Origin of the sequence: Nostoc sp. FACHB-110 (assembly GCF_014697425.1) — a bacterium.
Classification (GTDB): Bacteria; Cyanobacteriota; Cyanobacteriia; order Cyanobacteriales; family Nostocaceae; genus Nostoc_B.
In genome coordinates this window covers 194,186-218,716 of record NZ_JACJRU010000004.1, presented here as the reverse complement: position 1 = coordinate 218,716, position 24,531 = coordinate 194,186, and the positions used below count along the sequence as shown (strand labels likewise).

Annotated in this window: 18 protein-coding genes; 14 read left to right on the top strand and 4 right to left on the bottom strand. The window is 41.2% G+C overall.

The features are described from left to right. Positions 1-367 precede the first annotated feature (367 nt). A complete protein-coding gene (gene ppsA / locus H6G69_RS06730) occupies positions 368-2,896 on the top strand; it encodes a phosphoenolpyruvate synthase (protein WP_190683541.1) in 2,529 nt (842 codons plus the stop codon). Between the two features lie 187 nt (positions 2,897-3,083). Here ppsA and H6G69_RS06725 read toward each other — a convergent pair whose 3' ends face one another. Further along, positions 3,084-3,665, bottom strand: a complete 582-nt coding sequence (locus H6G69_RS06725; protein ID WP_190683538.1) for an HdeD family acid-resistance protein — start codon at positions 3,663-3,665, stop codon at positions 3,084-3,086. Between the two features lie 247 nt (positions 3,666-3,912). On the opposite strand from H6G69_RS06725, the gene H6G69_RS06720 reads away from it, so the two are divergent. The 3 genes from H6G69_RS06720 (at position 3,913) to H6G69_RS06710 (ending at position 8,715) form a co-directional block, all read left to right on the top strand. Next, positions 3,913-4,473, top strand: a complete 561-nt coding sequence (locus H6G69_RS06720) for a DUF411 domain-containing protein (protein ID WP_190683535.1) — start codon at positions 3,913-3,915, stop codon at positions 4,471-4,473. A 1,078-nt stretch (positions 4,474-5,551) separates the two neighbouring features. Further along, positions 5,552-8,227 (top strand): calcium-binding protein, encoded by a 2,676-nt coding sequence (locus H6G69_RS06715; RefSeq protein ID WP_190683532.1) that lies wholly within the window; start codon positions 5,552-5,554, stop codon positions 8,225-8,227. A gap of 89 nt (positions 8,228-8,316) precedes the next feature. Further along, positions 8,317-8,715, top strand: a complete 399-nt coding sequence (locus tag H6G69_RS06710) for a nuclear transport factor 2 family protein (RefSeq protein WP_190683530.1) — start codon at positions 8,317-8,319, stop codon at positions 8,713-8,715. A gap of 43 nt (positions 8,716-8,758) precedes the next feature. Here H6G69_RS06710 and H6G69_RS06705 read toward each other — a convergent pair whose 3' ends face one another. Continuing rightward, positions 8,759-9,211, bottom strand: coding sequence for a hypothetical protein (locus H6G69_RS06705; protein WP_190683527.1), 453 nt, complete (start codon positions 9,209-9,211; stop codon positions 8,759-8,761). A 535-nt stretch (positions 9,212-9,746) separates the two neighbouring features. On the opposite strand from H6G69_RS06705, the gene H6G69_RS06700 reads away from it, so the two are divergent. Next, positions 9,747-10,739, top strand: coding sequence for a glycosyltransferase family 2 protein (locus H6G69_RS06700; protein WP_190683524.1), 993 nt, complete (start codon positions 9,747-9,749; stop codon positions 10,737-10,739). A gap of 222 nt (positions 10,740-10,961) precedes the next feature. Here the strand turns inward: H6G69_RS06700 and H6G69_RS06695 are convergent, their stop codons facing one another. Beyond that, positions 10,962-11,222 carry a hypothetical protein gene (locus H6G69_RS06695; protein ID WP_190683521.1) on the bottom strand — a complete coding sequence of 87 codons (261 nt, stop codon included), beginning with the start codon at positions 11,220-11,222 and terminating at the stop codon, positions 10,962-10,964. Positions 11,223-11,474: 252 nt separating this feature from the next. Next, positions 11,475-12,191, bottom strand: a complete 717-nt coding sequence (gene sufR / locus H6G69_RS06690) for an iron-sulfur cluster biosynthesis transcriptional regulator SufR (protein ID WP_190683519.1) — start codon at positions 12,189-12,191, stop codon at positions 11,475-11,477. A gap of 221 nt (positions 12,192-12,412) precedes the next feature. On the opposite strand from sufR, the gene sufB reads away from it, so the two are divergent. The 9 genes from sufB to recG all read left to right on the top strand — a co-directional run bounded on the left by sufB (position 12,413) and on the right by recG (position 24,502). Next, the gene (sufB, locus tag H6G69_RS06685) at positions 12,413-13,852 is read left to right on the top strand and encodes a Fe-S cluster assembly protein SufB (protein ID WP_190683516.1); all 1,440 of its coding nucleotides are present in this window, start codon (positions 12,413-12,415) and stop codon (positions 13,850-13,852) included. Between the two features lie 118 nt (positions 13,853-13,970). Beyond that, the gene (gene sufC / locus H6G69_RS06680; protein WP_190683513.1) at positions 13,971-14,759 is read left to right on the top strand and encodes a Fe-S cluster assembly ATPase SufC; all 789 of its coding nucleotides are present in this window, start codon (positions 13,971-13,973) and stop codon (positions 14,757-14,759) included. Next, complete coding sequence (sufD, locus tag H6G69_RS06675) at positions 14,759-16,165, top strand: Fe-S cluster assembly protein SufD (protein ID WP_190683511.1); 1,407 nt, start codon at positions 14,759-14,761, stop codon at positions 16,163-16,165. Before sufC ends, sufD begins: the two co-directional genes overlap by 1 nt. A 164-nt stretch (positions 16,166-16,329) precedes the next feature. Then, a complete protein-coding gene (locus H6G69_RS06670; protein WP_190683508.1) occupies positions 16,330-17,592 on the top strand; it encodes a cysteine desulfurase in 1,263 nt (420 codons plus the stop codon). A 238-nt stretch (positions 17,593-17,830) separates the two neighbouring features. Further along, complete coding sequence (locus H6G69_RS06665) at positions 17,831-18,790, top strand: alpha/beta fold hydrolase (RefSeq protein WP_199335782.1); 960 nt, start codon at positions 17,831-17,833, stop codon at positions 18,788-18,790. Positions 18,791-19,006: 216 nt separating this feature from the next. Further along, positions 19,007-19,804, top strand: a complete 798-nt coding sequence (gene rpsB / locus H6G69_RS06660; protein WP_190683505.1) for a 30S ribosomal protein S2 — start codon at positions 19,007-19,009, stop codon at positions 19,802-19,804. A gap of 166 nt (positions 19,805-19,970) precedes the next feature. After that, entirely contained in the window at positions 19,971-20,915 is a 945-nt protein-coding gene (gene tsf / locus H6G69_RS06655) for a translation elongation factor Ts (RefSeq protein WP_190683502.1), read from the top strand. A gap of 245 nt (positions 20,916-21,160) precedes the next feature. Continuing rightward, positions 21,161-22,009: a hypothetical protein gene (locus H6G69_RS06650; RefSeq protein WP_190683499.1), complete on the top strand. Its 849-nt coding sequence runs from the start codon at positions 21,161-21,163 to the stop codon at positions 22,007-22,009. A gap of 3 nt (positions 22,010-22,012) precedes the next feature. Continuing rightward, a complete protein-coding gene (gene recG / locus H6G69_RS06645; RefSeq protein WP_190683496.1) occupies positions 22,013-24,502 on the top strand; it encodes an ATP-dependent DNA helicase RecG in 2,490 nt (829 codons plus the stop codon). Positions 24,503-24,531 lie beyond the last annotated feature (29 nt).

Genomic DNA, 24,531 nt, shown 5'->3' with positions numbered 1-24,531 from the left:
CGACCTATTTTCTAGTGTAAGTCAGCAGGGATCAAGGTAAACAAGTTAAGAAACGTAAACATAGCAAAAAAACTGACCCTAGACGAATGACCAATGAAGAACAATATATTTCATGGAGTTAGCTTGATTTTGAGCGACCTACTTAATGATTAAGAAATTGTAGATATTAAATGTACTATTTTAAGGAATGCTGCATCTTACCCCCAAAATCTCAATTTATTTGTTATCGTGATCCTAAAGTAATTATTAAACACCTATAACAAATTTTTACGCGCTCATTGAGCGGCAAAATAGCTGTTAGGTGCGAGATAGCAAATTATTCAATAAATTTAAAGCTCTTAGAGCATTTATTTGGGAGATAACATCTATGGTTACAGTATCTCATCAAACTTTGTCTTCATTTTCTAAAGAGCGATCGCTGATTCTCTGGTTTGATGAGGTAGGCATTAAAGATATACACCTAGTGGGTGGAAAAAATGCCTCCTTGGGAGAGATGATTCAACAATTAACCCCCAAAGGTGTGAATGTACCAACGGGGTTTGCAACTACCGCTTATGCTTATCGTTACTTTATTCAATCAGCCGGATTAGAAACGCAGTTGCGCCAACTTTTTGCTGATTTAAATGTTGAAGATGTGAACAATTTACGCGCCTGCGGCGAAAAAGCGCGATCGCTATTATTGCATACACCATTCCCTGAAGATTTGCGCGCTGCGATCGCTAAAGCCTATCAAAGTTTATGTGATATATATCAAGGTGAAACTGATGTTGCAGTTCGTTCTAGTGCGACGGCTGAAGACCTCCCCGACGCTAGTTTTGCCGGACAGCAAGAAACTTATTTAAATATTGTTGGTGTTGACGAAGTAATCACAGCTTGTCACAAATGTTTTGCTTCTATATTTACTGACCGCGCTATTTCTTATCGTCATACAAAAGGATTCAATCACTTTGATGTGGCTTTATCTGTTGGCGTCCAAAAAATGGTGCGTTCTGATTTAGCAACTTCGGGAGTAATGTTTTCGATTGATACCGAAACCGGGTTTAAAGATGCGGCTTTAATTACCGCCGCCTACGGTTTAGGTGAAAACGTTGTGCAAGGTGCAGTTAATCCTGATGAATATGTTGTATTTAAACCAACATTAAAAACAGGTTATCGCCCAATTATAGATAAGAAATTAGGCACTAAAGCAATCAAAATGGTGTATGTGCCTGTTTCAGAAATCGATTTAGTGGCGTGTGCAGCTGATAGCAATCGGAAATTAACAGTTAGGTCAGATGATAATTGTAAGTTAACCAAAAATGTACCCGTTTCGGAAAGCGATCGCCACAAATTCGCCCTGAGTGATGAAGAAATTTTGCAACTAGGACGATGGGCGTGCGTAATTGAAGACCATTACTCTCAAGTCCACGGTAATTACACCCCTATGGATATTGAGTGGGCAAAAGATGGCATCAGCAATCAATTATTTATCGTGCAAGCGCGTCCAGAAACTGTGCAGTCGCAGAAAAAAGGCAATGTCTTACGCAGCTATCGTTTGATTAAACATAAAGATTCCACCCCACTGCCCCTTGTGACTGGACGCGCCATTGGCGAAGCTATCTCTCAAGGCAAAGTCCGGCTAATTTTAGATGTCCACAATATTGACAAATTCCAGCCAGGGGATGTGTTAGTTACCGAGAGAACTGACCCCGACTGGGAACCAATTATGAAACGCGCCAGTGCCATTATTACCAATGCTGGTGGGCGTACCTGTCATGCAGCGATTATTGCACGAGAATTGGGTGTGCCGGCGATCGTTGGTTGCGGCAACGCTACCCAAGTTCTCAAAGATAATCAAGAAATCACCGTTTCCTGTGCTGAAGGGGAAGACGGCAAAGTTTATCCGGGTTTATTACCTTTTGAAGTCAAAGAAGTCCCCTTAGAAAACTTACCTCGCACCCATACGCAAATTCTCATGAATGTCGGGAATCCTCAAGAGGCTTTTAGTTTATCGGCAATTCCCAACGATGGCGTAGGTTTAGCGCGGACAGAATTTATTATTGCCAATCAAATTCAAATTCATCCAATGGCGTTGCTGCACTATGACCAATTACAAAATGAAAAAGTCAAAGCAGAAATAGCAGAAATCACCGCCCTTTATGATGATAAGCCGCAGTATTTTGTCGATAAATTAGCCCAAGGTATAGCCAGAATTGCCGCAGCATTTTATCCCAAACCTGTGATTGTACGAATGTCGGATTTTAAGAGTAATGAATACGCCAATTTATTAGGTGGTAAACAATTTGAACCTAGTGAAGAAAATCCGATGCTGGGTTGGCGAGGTGCAGCACGTTACTATGATGAGGGTTACAAAGCTGCCTTTGCCTTAGAGTGTCAAGCTATCAAGCGAGTCCGGGATGAGATGGGTTTAACAAACGTTATCCCGATGATTCCATTTTGCCGCACTCCCGATGAAGGGCGTTTAGTCTTAGCAGAGATGGCAAAAAATGGTTTGAAACAAGGTTTTAACGACTTGCAAGTATATGTAATGTGCGAGTTACCCAGTAACGTGATTTTGGCAGAAGAATTTGCTGATGTCTTTGACGGTTTTTCTATCGGTTCTAATGACCTAACTCAGCTAACCTTGGGATTAGACAGAGACTCAGCTTTAGTATCGCGTTTATTTGACGAACGTAGCCCCGCCGTTAAACAAATGGTGAAAATGGCTATTGAAGCTGCCAAAAAACGCCACCGCAAAATCGGCATTTGTGGACAAGCACCCAGCGACTACCCAGAATTTGCCCAGTTTTTAGTCGAACAGGGAATTGACTCTATCAGTTTGAATCCTGATTCGGTATTAAAAACAATGCTAGAAGTTGCCAAAGTCGAAGCTGCTGATTCTCAAACTATTCTGTGAACAGTCTGATAGTTTTAGGAATAACACCAAAGACCAATACAGTTCAGATAATATAATCTGTAGAGACGTTGCAATGCAACGTCTCTACTTCAAAAACGAAAAATTAAGTGTTTGGGCAAGAGTGTCAGGGTGTATCACTCCAAAACCCCTACACCCAGTTTCAACAGCCAATCTTTGTAATTCCTATTTATACGGCTTGATTAGATTCACTCAAGCTAGAACGTGCATTTAAAGACAGCATGACGCGAGAAATGCCTGTTACCACAATGCTAGCACCAACTAATGTGCCAAGAAGCCAAGGTGCATTGGTAGGAAATTGGAACCAAATCAGCGCGCCTAAGAATAGGGTGATAATGCCGTTACCTAGCACCCATGTCCAGTTTTGTTGTGGACGTAAGCGGAATGCGAGAATTAACTCGAATGTTCCTTCTGTTAACAAGAAGCTACCCAGTAACAAGGTGAGTGTGAGAACGCCTGTCAAAGGATAGACAAATAGCATCACACCTGTGGCAATATACAGTCCGCTTAAGAGAATTTTCCAGAGGAAACCTCCTTCATGGCGGGTTTGAGTAGCATATACTAACTTGGCAAACCCCGCAGAGATGAGAATTAACGCCACCCAAGTTTCTGCAAATATGGTTGAGACTACAGGTAAAGCGATCGCTACAATTCCTAAAATAATTAACAGAGTGCCAATTACAACTGAAGTATTAATTTGCTTGTTAATATCGCTAGACTTATTGATATTAGTAGAAACATCGTTTGTCATACAAACTTTTCCTTAATCTTCCGTGAACTCTAAGATTAGGTTAAAAAGTTTTTCAACGATTAAACAGAGCCTTAAGATAGACACGTTAGGATTAAATTAATCCCACCCGTTGCTAAAATCTACGACTTCAGTATTATTCACCGACTAGAGGTTAGAGTATGGAATAAAAGATTAATTTGTCTGAATTCTCGGAAAATGTGGAGTTTCTTAATATTATTTATTTGCCGAATTGATAGGAAGTAGTTAGATGTCACAACTAAAGTTGATGCCTCGGTGGCAAGAATTATTACAATTTAACTTAGTGCGTATTGCTGTTAAAGTATTGATAATTGTTGGTCTAACAGTAGGTGTCTTAGGCATTTTGGGAAGTAAAGCACCTGTTAGTTCTGCTCAAAGTTTACCTATCGAGGTGGCAGTTAATACTTCACTGCCTAAAGCTACTGTATATCGCAGTCCTGAGTGTAGTTGTTGTCATGGATGGATTGACCATTTAAAATCCCAAGGATTTCAGGTGACAGATGTTTCTACAAATGACATTGAAGCAATTAAACAAAACTATCATGTGCCTGATAATTTAGCTTCTTGTCATACAGCAGTTGTGAATGGATATGTTGTTGAAGGCCACGTCCCAGCACAAGATATCAAACGGCTGCTGCAAGAACAACCAAACGTAGCTGGTTTATCTGTGCCACAAATGCCTGTAGGAACTCCAGGAATGGAAATGGGTAATCAAAAAGATCCGTTTAACGTGGTTTCTTTTGATTCCCAAGGTACAGCCAAAATATTTAATCAGTATCCTGCTTCATGATAAATAGCCATCCGATTTGATGTGTGAACTGACTCGTAAGGTAGGGAATAGGGAACACAAGCACAGATGTTGAATCTGCTAGATACAAAATGAGGGGTCTAACACTGCAATTTCAATTAACTTAAACAAAGTACAATTTAAGTCAACAATACCAAGGTTAGGGTTTTTATCAGGTATTGACTAAAGCGATTGCTTCATGGAACTGCGATCGCTTTTTATTTTGTCTCTACTTTACCCTTTGTGCGTTAGTCCTGACTCAGTAATATTTCAGTCAATCAATTATCCTCTCACTACCAATTGTTTGCGAAAATCATTGAATATACTAGTTGCTTGTTATTTGCTGTTTTCTGATAAAAAAATTGCCAATAGTGATCTAACTCACTTCAAAATCTATGAATATGGTGTAATTAAAATTTTAGCGATTTTGAAGTGAAAAGTTTAACTTCAAAATCGCTGTATTGTGCCAATTTCCGTAGGTAAAGTAAAATCAATATAAATACGTTGTTGCATAATGTAAAGAGTAAGCAAAGATGTATGTCTAAGTATAGACATCTACGTATAAAAGCTAGTATCTAGTTATTATTGTGTTATCAAATGTTTCCTATTTTGAAGCTAGAGAGCTAAAGGCGATCGCCTACAGCGCAGTTACACAAATTACTATCTTCTATTAACTGTTTGCTTGTTTCAAAACAGTAAATTTCTCCCATTAATAAAAGCCTAATGTGAAGTGCAATTTCAGCCACCTAAACTTAGTATTTATCTACTTTTTCAATGAGGGCAGTACTACTTAAACATCTGCACTCATCAAAGCATACTTGAAAAAGGATGAAGCTAAGTACTTTATTTCTGAATATAAACACTCATATTTACTTCGGTCATCTATCAGCGGTTACACAGATTTGATAGCTCGGTGTAGCCAGAAGTTCATCAATAGGGTTAATCCCTCCTCAGAATATTCCCCTTTGTGGGTAGATGTCTCTCGGACGAAAAAGCTTTAATTTTGGCTATTGTCTTATCGTCTAAAACAACATTCATTGCGACTTAATTACAGCAGAAAAGCTCTAGGAAGGCAAAAGTCATGGCAAAGATTATAGGCACTAACAATAACGAAACTTTAATAGGTACTGACTATGCAGATCAGATTTATGGTAAAGCAGGTAGTGATCGTCTAGAAGGTAAAGCAGGAAATGATTTACTCTTTGGTGGTCAGGGTAATGATACCCTCATTGGCGGCGCAGGCGATGACAAACTCGTTGATTGGCAAGGTAACAACGAACTGCAAGGTGGTACAGGCAATGACACCTTAATTATTAATTACTCAACTGGTAACAATAAGCTGTTTGGCGGTGCTGGTAACGATACTTTTTATGCCTATAAAGTTAAAGGCTCTAACATCTTTAATGGTGGAGAAGGTAATGATTCTTTTTATATTTTTGCCCCCAAGACTGCACCTGCTTCCTTAAAAACTCAAACTGTAGATGGAGGTAAAAATTACGATTATTTGTATGTAGATTACAGCCAAGCTAATAAGAAAATTACTTCCACCTTTAACTCAATCACTAATGAAAGCGTAATTACTGCTGGTAACAATCAAGTAAAATACCAAAATATTGAAAAAATCAAGATTATCGGTACAGCCTACGATGATTATATTGTCGGTGGCAATGGAGATAACACAATTATTGGTGGTGCTGGTAACGATTATTTAACTGTTGAGTATTCCACTGGCAATAATACCCTTATTGGTGGTCTTGGCAACGATAATTTAAGTGCAGATTCTTCAACAGGAGATAATTTACTGGATGGAGGCTATGGTAATGATCGCCTTTCTGCGTCTGGTTATCACGACGACTACTCAGGATTTACTAATGCCATCTCTGGCAATAATACACTTCTTGGTGGTGTTGGTGACGATAAATTAACTGCTACCTATTCAACCGGAGATAATTTATTAGATGGCGGCGAGGGCAATGATTATCTCTTTGTGGGTAGCTATGCTGATTACTATGGATTTGCCAATTCTGGTAATAACACCCTCATTGGTGGGGATGGGGATGATCAATTAATTGCCGCCTTTACCACTGGAGATAATTTGTTAAATGGCGGTAATGGCAATGACGATATTCATCTTTCCAGTTACTACGACTACTCAGGTCAAAACGCAGGTGGCTTTGGCAATAACACCGTCTATGGCGGCAAAGGCAACGATTCTATTTCTTTTGTCCTTTACTCTTCTCCTGCTGCTTTAAAAACTCAAACAGTAGATGGTGGAGATGGGCAAGACATCTTAAATGTGCTATATGCCTATCCCACTGGCGGAATCACTGCTACTTTTGATACTGCAACTAACCAAGGGTCAATTACTGCTGGTAACATTCTCATCAACTACAAAAATATTGAAAAATTAGAGCTATCTGGCACAGCCCAAAATGATTCTATTGTCGGTAGTAGTGGTGATGATTCGTTGGATGGTGGCAGTGATGGCTACGACACAATAGATGGTGGCGCAGGTGACGACTTATTATCCTTTTACAATTACCAGGCTACCGCAGGTATCACCTCAACTTTCAATGCCAGTACGAATCAAGGCACGATTAAAACTGGTTCCTATCAGGTTAGTTACAGCAATATTGAACACTTGTCCATCTCTGGTACACGCTACAACGACCAAATTATTGGTAGCAATGGTAATGATTCCTTTGATGGTGGAATTGATACTGATGGTCATGACACCATAGATGGCGGTGCAGGTGACGACTTATTATCCTTTTTGAACTACCAGGGTAATCAAGGAGTTATTTCCACTTTTGATGCAGCTACTAACCAAGGCACAATTCAAGCTGGTACATATCTAGCCAACTATCAAAATATCGAACGCTTAGATATTAGAGGTACATACTACGATGACAATATCGTAGGTACTGATGGCAACGATACACTCAACGGTGGCGGTGGTGGTAGTGACAAGATATTTGGCGGTGCAGGTGATGATAATTTAATTGCTGACTATTCCAATGGTAATAACCTCCTCGACGGCGGTAGTGGCAATGATAATCTCTCTGCCTCTGGGGATGTTTTTGAATATCGCGGCGAAGTTTCTATTAGTTATCTTGAGGGAAATAACACACTCCAAGGTGGCACTGGTAACGATAAATTAATTGCCAACTATACATCAGGTGATAACAGCCTAGAAGGTGGTGATGGCAATGATTATCTGTCTGCTTCTGGGCAAGATTTTTACACCTATTACGGAGTTTATTCTGTCACTGGTAACAACACGCTCCAAGGTGGAAATGGCAACGACAAATTAATTGTTGACTATTCATCAGGCAATAACCGCCTAGAAGGTGGCGAAGGCGATGACTATCTGTCTGCTGCTGGTGCGTCTGGGAATAATATTCTCAACGGTGGTAACGGCGATGATGTTCTCGTTGGCGGTAAGGGTAAGGATACCTTTGTTTTTGATAGTTACAATCAAGGTCTAGATTTATTAAAAGATTTTAATGCTACTAGCGATCGCATTCAGATATCTTCTGCGGGATTTGGCATTCAATTTGTAGCCCCAGAACTATCGGCTAGCCAATTTATCAGTGGCTCATCTGCAACCAACAGCGATCAAAGATTTATCTATAATCTGGGTACAGGTGCATTATACTTTGACCAAGATGGTAGTGGTAGTGCCTTTACTCAAGTACAATTTGCTCAACTATCTCCGGGAGTGACATTAAGTAACAACAATTTTACAGTTGTTTAACATTTGCTAATAAAAATGCGAGATGTGAAAAAACATATCTCGCATTTTATTACTGATATAGTTACTTGTGTAAATTACAAATAACTGCAATGGCACAAACATCAGAAAATACTTTAAAAGTTGCACATCAAGCATTTGAATACTTGATACATGGTCTAGCAACCGGAGAATGGCAAGCATTTCTCGATATCTTGAGCGATGATGTCACTTTTTGGTTTCCAATGGGCAAATATCACGGACAAAATGTTGGCAAACCAAGAGTTAAAGAATTTTTGCAATATGTTTCTGAATCTTTTAATTCTGGACTAAACCTAACTTCTCTTGACCATGTTACGAGTAATGAAACAACTGTTGTCTTTGAATTTCGAGATGAAGGACTATTGCAAGGAGAACCTTATAAAAATCGTATAGCAATTTCTTTTGATGTCTGTGACGATAAAATTTGTAGCTACCGCGAATATTTTGGTAGCGATGGTAAATCTTACTGAAGATGAAAATTCATTCAGTCAAGAGTTAATTATTGCGTAATTATTAATTTAGTTCTTTTAGCTCCTTACACTTAGCTTCGGCAGCTTGATAGGCTGCTAGATATTCTTTGCCACCTAACATCACATCACCATAATACTCATAAGGTGCAGAGCCATAAATTGGTAGCGGATCATCTTCGGGATAGTCTTCTTTTGATTCTTCAATAATGGCTTTGAGTTTTTTCACACTCAAACTTTGTGCAGGAAAATACCAAATTTCTTCGGGTGTTTTATGTAGCTGCGGAAAGGAGGGATCAATAATTACATTATCTAACTCAATCCAACCGTGTTCGATAGGTCGATAAGGCTTACCAGCAAAAACTAAAAATCCTTGAACATAAAATGCTCCCTCTGTTGCTAATGCTGCTTTATAAGCATTATCAAAAGGTTTATTTGACTTGCTTTTGATGTTTTGAGCAATCTTGAGCGAAAGCTTTTCATCTAATGCTTTATTCATCTACAAAGGGAATTAAAATGCCAACCATCACATTTTACACTTTCAGTCTCTGAATTTAATGTTAAGTCAATAATGTTTAGATTGACATACTTCTGTAGATGAGTAACTTTCTGGTGAGTTGGTTGCTTGGCTCAAAGAGAGCCTCTGCAACGCCTGTCAAGTCCTCATACCGTTTCACTTTAAGATTGATACAAATAGACCGTAGGGGGGGCAGAGCGCAGGGTGTAAGGGTCAAGAATGAAAACCCCTGAATTTGTATCATTTTTTTGTGAATGTCAGTATTCACCTTTTTTTATAAAGTTGATATCAAAAAATTTTCTGTAGAAACCCTTTGTAGCAGAGGCTTGAGAATGCAATGTCTCTAGTTGGTTTTATATATCTTTAAAAAATGCTTGATTTGTAAAATTTTTATCAAGATAAACTATATCTTTTTTTTAAATAAAAACTAGTAGAACTACAAAACAAATTCACATTTTCAATTAGAAAATCGGCATATACTCGGAGAATCACATAAATTATTTACTACTTAAGATAGATGTTAAAGCCTCAGGTTACAGTAGTAGTGGTTCCACGGGAACGTTTTAGTTATACACAACTTTCTTTAGAAGGTATTTATAAACATACTGATATTCCTTTTAATTTAATTTACGTAGATGGCAATTCACCACAGCCAATCAAACGTTATTTAGCTGAACAATCACAAGCAAAAGGTTTTCGCCTAATTCGTTCAGAACAATATTTGTCGCCTAATCAAGCACGTAACTTGGCATTATCTGAGGTAGATACTGAATATGTAGTATTTATTGATAATGATGTACAAGTAACACCCGGTTGGTTACGCAAAATCGTAGAGTGTGCTGATGAAACTAAAGCTTGGGTTGTGGGGCCACTATATTTAGATGGTGTCTATGGCAAACTAGAAAAGCAAAATATTCACATGGCTGGTGGCTATTGTGAATTTCAAGAAAAAGAAGGTAAAAAAGATTTATACGAACAAAGACGCTTTGCTAAAAATCCTTTACCTACAGTTAGTTCACTCTTAAAAAGAGAAGCTACAGAACTAATAGAATTTCACTGCGTTTTAGCGCGTACGGCTATTTTTCAACAGATAGGCTACTTCGATGAAAACATCATGGGGATGGCTGAAGAATCTGATTTTTGCTTAACAGTCCGGAATGCAGGTGGAACAATTTATTTTGAGCCAGATAGCAGGGTAATTTATGTATTTCCAGTGCCGTTACAATGGTATGACTTATCTTATTTCTTGTTACGTTGGAGCGATACTTGGAATAAATCTTCTATATATTATTTCCAGCAGAAATGGGGAATTTCTGAAGATAGCCGATTTGTAACTGTTGGTTATAAATGGGCAAATCGCCATAGACTTTTGCCACTGGAGCCTATGCAAGAGTTATTGTTAAATCTATTACCTTGGCGCGAAAAATCTGAGCTTTACCTTAATTTTAGAGGATTTATAGAAGGTATCTTAACTCGATTGTTTATGAAGAATAAAAGCCAGCTAAGTTAAGTCTTTTAAGTGTTCTTTAGGGGTTAAGGGTGTAGTGGTGTGAGAGTGGTAGATAAAATTTTGCTCTTACACTTCTATACCCTTTTTTATTTTGGCGTTGCATAAATGCGGGATGAATTGAGATGTTTAACAAAAATAAAATATTGATTCTTCGCGCCTTTGCGCCTTTGCGCGAAACAAAAAACATCCCACTAATCAGCAATGCCTTTATTTTTAGCTGCACTACCACTTCAAAAATGAAGCTTCAATTCCTTGCTCTCGTCTAATTTTGCTGTCTTTCTCAAACCAATTAATTATTTGCTTTGTTGTTAAATCTTCAACACTCATATTGTATTCTTGAGCAATTTGTTTCAAGAGTTTTTGTGATGAAATTGTCAATCTTGTTAAAAACTTTTCTGGGGAAGATAGTAAAGCCGCGTCAACTTGTGCTGATTCTTCCAGGGTTAAAAATTGTGTTGATGGTTGCTGAGATGGTAAATCCATAGAAAAGTATGAAGTGTGAAGTATGAAGTATGAAGTATAAAGTTTGGAATCATCTTATACCAAATCATCATACAACTAGCCTGCGTTCAGTTTTGCCTTTGCTGATAAGCTAGGAAGGCTTTGTTTTTAAGCCCTAGACTTACAGTCTCTTGGTTTTATCTGCTTAAGTGTGTTTTATCTTTTAGCCTCTTCATTAGTGTTGAGTCAGTATTTTTCTGAATATTTCAGACTTCAGCCTTCAAACTTTATAAATTAATTCTGTTCTGGCTTGCGAGCTTGAACTAAATAGCCACAACGATGTTCACCGTTAATAATCCAATGGGTACGCTCTACTATACAGTCTGGCAGTACAGCTGCAAACATTTCTAGTTCATGACCGCAGACAGTGGGAAAGGACTCGGCGACGTTGGAAATTGCACAATTATGTTCTATTAAAACAAAGCGATCGCCTGGTGTATACTGAGAAATTTTGCCCAAGGGCGAATCATCTGCTTCCACCGAGTGATACTCTGCCATGAATCCTTCGGCTTTGCGTAACTCAACTAAAGTTTCCACCCGTTCTTTTAAGGAACCTTTACCCACGCGATCGCGGTACTCTTGAGCTTTACGTTCCCATTGTTTTTGTAAAATCGTCTTCATTTTGTCATGACCGACGGTTTCGGCTAGGGTATCCAACAGCGAAACTGCAAATTCGCCGTAACCATCACCGAAGCGATCGCTGGTTGTGCGATGCAGGCGATCGCGTCCCTGACGACTTAACTGATAAATATGCTGTGGCCGCCCCATTCCCGCCTGCGTTGTTGAAGCGTAGACAATCAACTCTTCCGCCTCTAAATCCTTCAGATGGCGACGAATTGCTTGCTTGCTCACATTCAAAACATCAGAAAGCTCAAAAGCAGTTGCTTGTGAGTGTTTGAGCAGATATTCGAGGATCTCTTGCTTGGTTGAGGACTGCTGGGTAGTCGCCATCGTCGTCCTAAATTTTTTTGAGAAAATTTGACTTTAACAACATCATTGTTGTTAATCTAGCGTAAAATGAAGATACGTTAAACAACATGGATGTTGTTTTAATCTTCATCCTTATTGTAACAGCCGTGTAAACCACTCGGTAAAACAAGACCGGCATCGGCGAAACCCAGCCCGTCTTCCATCCTTCAAGAGATCCCTCGGAACACAAGAGATTATTACAGATGAGTGCCACTGTCAAATCCCTAGTTAACCAACCTTACAAGTACGGCTTCGTCACCGAAATTGAAGCCGATACCATCCCGCGTGGACTCAATGAAGACGTTATCCGCTTGATTTCCGCGAAGAAGAACGAGCCGGAATTCATGCTGGAATTTCGTCTGAGAGCCTATCGCCAGTGGCTAAAAATGACCGAACCAACATGGCCGAACGTCAAATATCCACCAATTAATTATCAGGATATCATTTACTATTCTGCGCCCAAGCAAAAGAAAGAAAAACTCAACAGCTTGGAAGAAGTAGATCCTACCCTCCTGGAAACCTTCGAGAAACTGGGTATTCCCCTTTCTGAACAAAAGCGACTGGCAAATGTCGCTGTGGATGCGATTTTTGATAGCGTTTCTGTAGCTACAACCTTCAAAGAAAAATTAGCTAAAGATGGCGTTATCTTCTGTTCCATTTCTGAAGCCCTGCGGGAACATCCAGAATTAATCAAGAAATATTTGGGTAGCGTTGTCCCCATTGCTGACAATTATTTTGCGGCTTTAAACGCTGCTGTGTTCAGCGATGGTTCCTTTGTCTACATTCCCAAAGGTGTGAAATGTCCAATGGAATTGTCTACCTACTTCCGCATCAACTCTGGCGATACGGGACAATTTGAACGGACTTTGATTGTGGCTGAAGAAGGTAGCTATGTTTCCTACTTGGAAGGTTGCACCGCGCCAATGTATGACAGCAACCAACTCCACGCCGCAGTTGTCGAACTTGTGGCTTTGGATAACGCGGAAATTAAATACTCTACTGTGCAGAACTGGTACGCCGGTGATGTTAACGGTAAAGGCGGTATTTACAATTTCGTGACTAAGCGCGGTTTGTGTCAAGGCGTAAATTCTAAAATTTCTTGGACTCAGGTAGAAACTGGTTCTGCAATTACTTGGAAGTATCCTAGCTGTGTATTAGTTGGCGATAATTCTGTGGGTGAATTTTACTCGGTGGCGTTAACCAACAATATGCAGCAAGCCGACACCGGGACGAAGATGATTCATGTCGGTAAGAATACTCGCAGTACGATTATTTCTAAAGGAATCTCCGCAGGTAAGTCTAGTAACAGTTATCGCGGTTTGGTGAAGGTAAATCCCAAGGCTGAAGGCGCAAGAAATTATTCTCAGTGCGACTCGATGTTAATTGGGGATAATGCCCACGCCAATACTTTCCCTTATATTCAAGTACAAAATAATACGGCGAAAGTGGAGCATGAAGCTTCAACTTCTAAAATTGGGGAAGATCAGCTATTTTTCTTTGCTCAACGTGGCATTTCTGCGGAAGATGCGATTTCGATGATGATTAGCGGCTTCTGTAAGGATGTGTTTAATCAGCTACCTATGGAGTTTGCGGTGGAGGCTGATAAGTTGTTGAGTCTGAAGTTGGAAGGTAGTGTTGGTTAAAAGTGCTGAGTGCTGAGTGCTGAGTGCTGAGTGAAAAGACTGCTTTTAAACGAACCGCCAAAGTGCGCCAAGTACGCCAAGAAGAGAGAAGAAAGAGAAGAGAGAGAAGAGAGAGAACATGATTATTGAAAATAGTGCAGTTGTGCTGTCGGTGAGAGATTTGACGGCTGAGGTTGATGGTACGCCGATTCTTAAGGGTGTAAATTTGGAAGTTCGGGCTGGTGAAATTCATGCCATCATGGGGCCGAATGGTTCTGGTAAGAGTACTTTATCTAAGGTGTTGTCGGGACATCCGGCGTATACGGTGACTGGCGGTGAGGTGATTTTCCAAGGACAAAATTTGTTGGAATTGGAACCGGAAGAACGCGCTAGGGCTGGGGTGTTTTTGGCGTTTCAATATCCGCTAGAAATTCCTGGTGTGAGTAATTTGGATTTCTTGCGGGTAGCTTACAATTCTCGGCGGAAGGCGCAAGGTTTGGAAGAGGTAGACGCATTTGATTTTGATGATTTGATTGAGGAAAAGTTGGAAGTTGTGAAGATGAATGCAGCTTTCCTCAACCGCAGTGTCAATGAAGGGTTTTCTGGTGGTGAGAAAAAGCGCAATGAAATTCTGCAAATGGCTTTGTTAGAGCCAACTTTGGCAATTTTGGATGAGACAGACTCAGGTTTAGATATTGATGCGCTGAAAATTGTCGCTAATGGGGTGAATCAACTGACTAATTCAGAGAATGCGACGATTATGATTACTCACTATCAACGCTTGTTGAATTATATTGTGCCGGATTTTGTGCATGTGATGGCGCGGGGCAAAATTCTCACCAGTGGTGGTAAGGAACTGGCTCTGGAATTGGAGTCTCGCGGTTATGACTGGATTTTGGAGGAAACTGCTGTTGAGGTGGGTGTGTAATGTCTATTCAAGTTTCTCCTAGTGCTATTCCTAACTCGGATGCAGTCAGTTTGGTGTCTTCTCTGTTGGATAGAGATGCTTATTTAACCCAGTTGTTAAATCAAGTCGCTGTATCTCAAGCTGATGGGTTAGAGGAATTACGTCAGCAAGCTGCAAATTGGGTACGTCACTCAACTATCCCCACCACCCGCGAGGAAGAATGGCGGTTTACTGATTTGTCTGATTTGCGGGGTGTGGAGTTTCGCAAGGCGCAGTCAGTTAATAATGTAGAGAAGTTAAATGTACAATTGCTGACTGATAATCGGTTGGTGTTTGTGAACGGTGTTTATGCGCCGGAGTTATCTGCTGTTAATTTACCTGATGGTATTGTAGTTGGTAATTTAGCTGGTTTAACAATTGAAAGCGATCGCATCCGCAAATACCTCGCTCAAGCTGAGGGCGCTTTGGAAGTATTCACGGCTCTCAATACTGCTGGTTTAACGGATGCAGCAGTTGTATGGGTGGGTAAAAATGTCGTGGTTGACACACCTATTCATCTGCTGTTTATTTCGGTGGCTGGTGAGACGGCGACTATTTCTCAGCCGCGTTGTTTGGTGGTGGCGGAAACTGGTTCTCAGGTGACTGTAATAGAAGAGTTTACGAACCGCAGAGAGAAGTTGCGTGCGGGGGTTCCCCCCGTTGAGCAAACTTCGGTGGGCGCAGAGGGCGCGGAGGGTAAGAGTTATTTTACCAATGCGGTGACGGAGGTTTGGGTTGGTGAGAATGCTGAGGTGAAGCATACTAGGGTTGAGCTAGAAGGCACTGAGGCGTTTCACATTGGTAAGACTGCGGTAAACCAAGCTCGTTATAGTCGCTATACCTGTAATGCTTTTAGTTTAGGCGCAAAGTTATCGCGGCACAATTTGGAGATTTTGCAAACTGGTGAGCAAACAGAAACTACGCTCAACGGTTTGGCGATGATTTCTGGGAAACAGGTGGCGGATACTCATAGTGCGATCGCTCTGAATTATCCTTATGGTAAAAGTGAACAATTACACAAATGTATTGTTGGCGATCGCGCTCATGCAATTTTCAATGGTAAAGTATTTGTACCTAAGCCTGCCCAGTTAACTGACGCAGCCCAATTAAATCGCAATTTACTACTATCCTCCAAAGCGCGAGTAGATACCAAGCCCCAATTAGAAATTACCGCCGATAACGTCAAATGCGCTCACGGTGCAACTGTGAGTCAGTTAGAAGATGATGAAATCTTCTATTTACAAAGCCGAGGAATTGATGAAAGTGCAGCACGTAATTTATTAATTAACGCCTTTGCCGCCGAAATCATCAACAAAGTTACTGTTTCTTCTCTTAGAGACATATTGCTAAACATAGTCACTAGCTTTAAGTCCCTAAAAAATGAATAAAAAAGTCTGAATTTTGAAGTCTGAAGTCTGAAAAAATTTGCAGCATGAACAATGAAAGCTGAAAATCCGAAGGGTAAAAACTTAAGGACAAAATTTATACATTTCACACTTCATACTTCATACTTCATACTTCATACTTCACACTTCATACTTTTTCTTAACCAATGACTTTTACAGCTACCAAAACCCTCGCCGATAAAGTCCGCGCTGACTTCCCAATATTACATCAGGAAGTCAACGGTAAACCCTTGGTTTATCTCGATAATGCGGCGACATCGCAAAAACCTTTGCTGGTATTAAATGCTCTGCAAAATTATTATGAGCAGTACAATGCCAATGTACATCGTGGCGCTCATACCTTGAGTGCAAAAGCGACAGATGCCTACGAAGCAACACGCGATAAAATTGCCAAATTTATTAATGCTGCATCTCGTCAAGAAATTGTTTACACCCGCAACGCCAGCGAAGCAATTAACTTAGTTGCTTACAGTTGGGGAATGAATAATTTACATCCAGGCGATGAAATTATTCTGTCGGTGATGGAACACCACAGTAATATTGTACCTTGGCAATTTGTGGCACAAAAAACGGGTGCAGTTCTCAAATTTGTTGGACTAACACCAGAAGAAACCTTTGATTTAGAACAGTTTAAACAACTGATTTCTGAGAAAACAAAACTGGTGTCAATTGTTCATGTTTCTAACACTTTGGGTTGTATAAACCCAGTGAAAGAAATTGCTGATATTACTCACAGATACGGCGCGAAATTCTTAGTTGATGCTTGTCAAAGTGTGCCTCATATGCCTGTGGATGTGCAGGAAATAGGCTGTGATTGGTTAGTGGCTTCAGGACATAAAATGTGCGCTCCCACTGGCATCGGCTTTTTATATGGCAAGCTGGAATTGTTAGAAGCAATGCCACCATTTTTTGGCGGTGGTGAAATGATTGCCGAGGTATATTTAGATCATTCTACTTATGCCGAATTACCCCATAAATTTGAAGCCGGAACACCTGCTATTGGAGAAGCGATCGCCCTCGGTGCTGCGATAGACTATCTATCAAGTATTGGTATGGATAAAATTCATGCCTACGAAGCCGAATTAACCGCTTATTTATTCCAACAATTAGCGAAAATTCCCCAAATTCGGATTTATGGCCCCAAACCCGATGCGAATGGAGAAGGGAGAGCCGCGTTAGCAGCATTCACAGCCGCAGAAGTCCACCCGAACGACTTATCTACATTATTAGATCAAGAAGGCGTTGCCATCCGTTCTGGACATCATTGCACCCAACCATTACACCGCTATTTAGATTTGCCAGGAACTGCAAGGGTAAGTTTTTCTTTCTACAATACTCGTGAAGAAATTGATGTTTTTATCAAAGCATTGAAGGAAACTCTTGACTTTTTTGCAGGGATTTTCGGTTAAAAGTTACACATATTTTCAGCATAATTGTGTCAACTATTAGTCTCAAGGCTAAATAATTGGCACAATTTGTTTATGTGTACCTTGAGAAATGTGAAATTGTATAACTACATTTGTAATAAATAAAAACATATTAGTAAGTAATATTACACTTTTGTTGATTACAGCCAAGGTTATGAATTAGGTTGTTATAGTCTTTTGAAGATTAAGCCTAACATCTACCGTCAAGCGATCGCTACTTATGATTAAACAACGCAACTTTCGTACTATCGAAACGAACGGAGTTCGTTTAAATATAGTAGTTGAGGGACAAGGCCCTTTGGTAATTTTGCTGCATGGATGGCCGCAGTGTTGGTATCTCTGGCGGAATCAAATTGATTCCCTTGTAGCAGCAGGCTTTCAAGTGGCTGTGCCAAATCAAAGAGGATACGACGGTAGTGATGCGCCACAGGAGATTGAAGCTTACGACATCCTCAACTTAACAGCCGATGTTGCCGGAATTGCTGATGCTCTTGGCTACGAAAAGTTTATCGTTGTGGGTCATGATTGGGGTGCGATCGTAGCTTGGCATACCGCACTGTTATATGAAGAACGAGTGAATGCTGTTGTTGGTATGAGTGTACCTTACTTCCGTGTACCTATAGGTGCATTAACCAAGCAAGAGAATTTTGGCGACAAATTTTGGTACATGGTATATTTTCAACAGCCGGGAGTTGCCGAAGCTGAATTAGAAAAAGACATCCGCCGTTCTCTACGTATGATGCATTACAGTGGCAGTGGTTCCGCGCCTGACGGACTTTTCTTAGAACCAAAACCCGCCACTGCTGGCTTTCTAGACGGAATGATTGATACTGAAGAGTTACCAAAAGGTATGACTCAAGAAGATGCAGACTATTATTATGAACAATACAAAAACAGTGGCTTTCGTGGCAATCTGAACTGGTATCGTAATCTCGACCGGAATGTGGAAATTACACCGCAATTAGAAGGGAAAAAGATATCTCAACCAGCACTATTTATATGTGGTGAAAAAGACTTAGTATTAAAGTTTCCAGGTATGAGTCTAGATGGAATGGCCAAGATGGTTCCTAACTTGAAAGCACAAGTGATAGTTCCTGATGCTGGTCATTGGGTTCCCACAGAAAGTCCAGAAAAAGTTAGCGCAGCACTGCTTTCTTTTCTCAAGGACTTTGCTAACTAATATTCTGATAGCGTTTCCCAGTCTAATGAATTACACACTAATTTATTCAAAGTAATAATCGTAGTAGCGCGACAAGGCTACTTCAGTTTTACTAGATGTCAACCCTATGTGTTAACCTAGTAGAGTTGTCTAAATTCCGCACATCCAGGAGTTCGGGTGTTTTCTGATGAAAATCCACCTGGGTGGAGGTTTAACCCGAATAGGAGTTAAAAATATATGCCAGTCGTTTCATTGGCTCAAATGATGGAGTCAGGGGTTCACTTTGGGCATCAGACCCGTCGCTGGAACCCAAAAATGTCCCCGTACATTTATACTGCCCGCAACGGTGTACATATTATCGACTTGGTGCAAACAGCCCAGTTGATGGATAATGCGTACAACTATATGAGAACCCAAGCGGAGCAAGGGAAAAAATTCTTGTTTGTCGGCACAAAACGCCAAGCAGCCGGAATTATTGCTCAAGAAGCATCTCGTTGTGGCGCTCACTACATTAACCAGCGTTGGTTGGGTGGAATGCTCACCAACTGGGCAACCATCAAAACCAGAGTAGACCGCCTCAAAGACTTAGAACGCCGCGAAGAAAGTGGCGCATTGGATTTATTACCCAAAAAAGAAGCTTCGATGCTGCGCCGAGAAATGGCCAAGCTGCAAAAGTATTTGGGTGGGATTAAAACCATGCGGAAAGTTCCTGATGTGGTAGTAATTGTTGACCAACGCCGGGAATACAACGCAGTGCAAGAATGCCAAAAACTGTCAATTCCCATTGTGTCTATGTTGGATACCAACTGCGACCCTGATGTGGTTGATATTCCCATTCCAGCAAATGATGACGCTATTAGATCCATTAAGCTGATAGTTGGCAAATTGGCGGATGCGATTTATGAAGGCCGTCATGGTCAACTAGATGTAGAAGAAGAATACGAAGATTACGAAGGTGCTGAGGAAGATTACGATTACGACGAAAGTGATTACTCTGACTCATTAATTCCCGATGACGAAGACGAAGACGAATAAAGCATGAAGTTATGAAGTATGAAGTCTGAAATATAAAACTTCACACTTCATACTTCAGACTTCATACTTTCTTAGACTTCAGACTTTCCTCACTTCTGAGTAAGATAGAAATACTCAACGCCCGTAAGCGATAAAAACTCTAGGTCAAGTTAGGAATTGAGGCAACATGGCGGAAATATCTGCAAAACTCGTCCAAGAGCTACGCCAAAAAACTGGTGCCGGCATGATGGACTGCAAAAAGGCGCTAAAAGAAACTGATGGCGACATTGAACAAGCGATAGATTGGTTACGGAAAAAGGGCATCGCTTCTGCGGGTAAAAAAAGCGATCGCATCGCAGCTGAAGGTCTAGTAGAAACCTACATTCAGCCAGGCGGCAAAGTAGGCGTACTGATAGAAGTTAACTGCCAAACTGATTTCGTTGCCCGAAATGAGGCTTTTAAATCTCTGGTGAAGAACTTAGCGCAGCAAGCTGCAACTGCTGATACTATTGAGTCTTTGCTGGCTCAACCTTATATCGAAGATAACAGCATTACAGTAGATGAATTCATCAAGCAAAACATTGCTAACCTTGGTGAAAACATCCAAGTACGCCGCTTTGTCAACTTTGCCGTAGCAGACGGTACAACAGGACTAGTAGACAGCTACATCCACACTGGTGGTCGTGTTGGTGTACTAGTTGAAATCAAATCTGCTTCCGAGGCAGCTGCTGGTAATGAAGAATTTCAAGCTTTGGCGCGAAATGCGGCAATGCAAGTTGCCGCTTGCCCCAACGTTGAGTATGTCAGCGTAGACCAAATCCCAGCCGAAGTTGTCCAAAAAGAAAAGAACATCGAAATGGGCAAAGAAGATTTGGCAAATAAACCTGAGAACATCAGAGAAAAGATTGTTCAAGGACGGATTGAGAAACGTCTCAAAGAAATGACTTTGCTAGATCAGCCTTATATCCGCGACCAAAGTATTTCTGTAGAAGAACTGGTCAAGCAAGTTAAGGCGAAAGTCGGTGAAGAGGTTCAAGTCAACCGCTTTGTGCGCTACATCCTAGGCGAAGGTATTGAGAAGCAAGAAAGTAACTTTGCTGAAGAAGTTGCGGCTCAAATAGGAGCTAAGTAATTTGGTTGGTAGTCATTGGTCATAGGCTAATGACTAAGGGCAAATGACAAATGACTTTTTGAAGACAGGTCAGTTACACTAAGCAGCTGACCTGTATTTTATTATTAATAGATAAGTGCGTACATTTGTACCAAAATCAGTTAGATGCCAATTGCACAACTGATTTAAACAAGCTAGACGAAAAGAGCGATTCTCAATCCAAAATTTAAAATCTAAAATCGGATGATGGGCAATTAAAAAAAGATATGGCGAGAGCAATTGAGCGAATTGATCGGGATTTGGCAATGCTGGAAGATGCGATACGGGCGATCGCAGCAGAACTTCAAAGTGCTTATACTATTTATCTCACCCTCTTAGGTGAAGCTGTGCGGAAGCAGTTGATTCTAGCAAGTTACCACCTGTGTACTCAGGGGTATCCCGAAAGCTTCTTAAAATTGTCACTGAATCAACGCCAGAAATTACAACAAGCCATTCGCAAACTAGGTAAACAGGTATCTCAACAATTACTTGTTCCGGTTAATGGCGAAGTAGCAGAAGTTAAAGCTGATGTAGAACCACCTCACTCAGCTTCCCCAAGCACAGAAGCGGAAGCAGACAAACAAGCCATTGCTCAAGAAGATTCAGGACTGCAAAACCCTGATTCATCAAATCCTCTGGAACTGGCAAAATGGCAAAATCGCTTGGAAGAAATCACACAGCAAGCCCTCAAAAAAGTTTCTCATGATGCGAATGTCATAGTACAGCAAGCCGGCATCTTACCTAAAAAAATACCAGAGCCAATTTTAGAAGCCGCCGCCGCCGCCTCAGAAGCCGCCGCCGAAATTATGCCAGGGCCGCCAAATCTTTTAAACTTGGTCATTGAAATTGAAAATGAGCAAGATGACGAAGAATCGAGCTTGACACAAATCATGGCAATTAACTTGCGACTGGGAGAAATCGAATTTGCTGATGTGAACCTAGCCTCCAGCCGCAAGCAAATTCGGAATATCTTAGTACAACTCCAAAAACTAGGACGGGAGTATCAAAAAAAGCAACGGGAACGTGCCATTGCCGAAGCCGAAGCAGCTTGGCGCGCAAGTTGGTATGAGGATTAGTCCATGACTAATGACACACCAGATTGGATACGCTTACATAAAGCCTTGGCAATAGAAGCAGACAATGGCTTTACAGACTTGATGGGCAGACAATACCGCTTTAGTGAATTTCTCAGCTTGACTTTTGGGAAATTCCCGATGGCTTTGCCTGCGCTGGAGCGTCGTCGCTGGCAAGAATTAGCATCAAAATTTGCCAGCTATCCCAATTTGGCAGTCAAAGAAAGACAACATTTAATTGCTACAACTCGTCGGTATCTTGACCAACTGCAAAAGCAACTAGAAGATCCAGAAGAGCAGGAAAGTAAGATAGCAGGGGAGCAAGGGAGAAGTTATAAATCTAAAGTTCCCAAGGCTACGCCTGTTGTGAATGAGGTCAGCCGGAGATTAGCCCCGAAAATTGACCAAAAACTCAGCGATTTACCAGAAATAGGTATCCGTAAAGCCGACAAATTAGCAGCTTTAGGTTTGTATACTGTACGGGATTTGCTGTTTTACTATCCTCGTGACCATATTGACTATGCGCGACAAGTAAATATCCGCGAGTTGCAGGCAGGTGAGACAGTGACTATTGTGGCTAGTGTCAAGCGTTGTAATTGCTTTACTAGTCCAAAAAATCAAAAATTATCGATTTTAGAACTGATACTCAAAGATAATACCGGACAAATTAAAGTTGGTCGCTTTTCGGCGGGGGCGCGGTTTACTAGCCGTGGTTGGCAAGAAAGTATGAAACGCCGCTATCCGGTGGGGAGTGTGGTAGCCGCTTGTGGGTTGGTGAAAGAAAGTAAATACGGTTTGACACTGGATAACCCAGAACTAGAAGTTTTAGCCCATCCGGGAGATACTATTGAGTCGTTGACTATTGGGCGGGTAGTGCCGATTTATGCCCTAACTGAGGGTGTGATGGCGAATATGGTGCGTCAAGCGGTGATTGCTGCTTTACCTGCGGCGGCGGCGATTAAAGACCCTCTACCCAAAGGTTTGCGGGAAAAGTATAATTTGATGGAATTGAAAGATGCGATCGCTAATATTCACTTTCCCTCGGATAGCGATACTTTACAAGCTGCCCGTCGTCGTCTTGTTTTTGACGAATTTTTCTACCTGCAACTCGGTTTACTCCAACGTCAGCAACAAGCCAAAGCCATTCAAACTAGTGCTATTCTTGCGCCTAAAGGTCAGTTAATTGAAAAATTCTCCGAAATTTTACCTTTTCAACTAACTGGCGCACAGCAAAGAGTTCTGAATGATATTTTGAATGACTTGCAAAAAACCACGCCGATGAATCGTTTGGTACAGGGTGATGTCGGTTCCGGTAAAACAGTCGTGGCTGTGGTAGCAATTTTAGCCGCGATTCAATCTGGCTACCAAGCAGCATTGATGGCTCCGACAGAAGTCTTGGCAGAACAACATTACCGCAAGTTAGTTAGCTGGTTTAATTTATTACATTTACCAGTGGAATTACTCACAGGTTCCACCAGGACAGCTAAACGGCGAGAAATTCACGCACTGCTAGAAACAGGGCAATTGCCTTTATTAGTGGGAACTCACGCCTTAATTCAAGACCCCGTAAACTTTCATCGCTTGGGGTTGGTGGTAATAGATGAACAACATCGCTTTGGCGTGAAGCAACGAGCGCTCTTACAACAAAAAGGCGAACAACCCCATGTATTAACGATGACCGCCACTCCTATTCCTCGGACATTAGCATTGACAATTCACGGCGATTTGGATGTTAGCCAAATTGATGAATTACCACCCGGAAGGCAGAAAATTCAAACCACGGCATTAACTAGCCAGCAGCGCAGTCATGCTTATGACCTCATTCGCCGGGAAGTTGCTCAAGGTCGGCAAACTTATGTAGTGTTGCCTTTGGTAGAAGAATCTGAGAAATTAGACTTGCGATCGGCTGTAGAAGAGCATCAAAAGTTACAAGAAAGCGTATTTCCCGAATTTCAAGTCGGGTTGCTGCACGGGCGGATGAGTTCAGCCGAAAAAGACGAAGCAATTACCAAATTCCGGGATAATCAAACGCAGATTTTAGTATCTACAACTGTGGTTGAAGTGGGAGTTGATGTACCTAATGCTACAGTTATGCTCATTGAAAATGCAGAGCGGTTTGGCTTATCGCAACTCCATCAATTGCGCGGGCGTGTTGGGCGGGGTGCGGCGCAGTCTTTCTGTCTATTGATGAGTAGTTCTCGAAGTCCTGATGCTCAACAACGGCTGAAGGTATTAGAACAGTCTCAGGATGGCTTTTTCATTTCGGAGATGGATATGCGTTTTCGCGGCCCTGGGGAAGTGTTGGGAACCAGACAGTCGGGCGTGCCAGATTTTACTTTAGCCAGTTTGGTTGAAGACGAGGAAGTTCTGCTGTTAGCACGGCAAGCAGCAGAGAAGGTGATAGAGATAGATGTGACGCTAGAGCGTTGGTATGGGATGAAGCAAGAGTTGAATTATCGGTATGAACGGTTGATGGGGGGCGCAATTTTAACTTGAATTTATTTCACGCAGAGGAATTAGTGCCT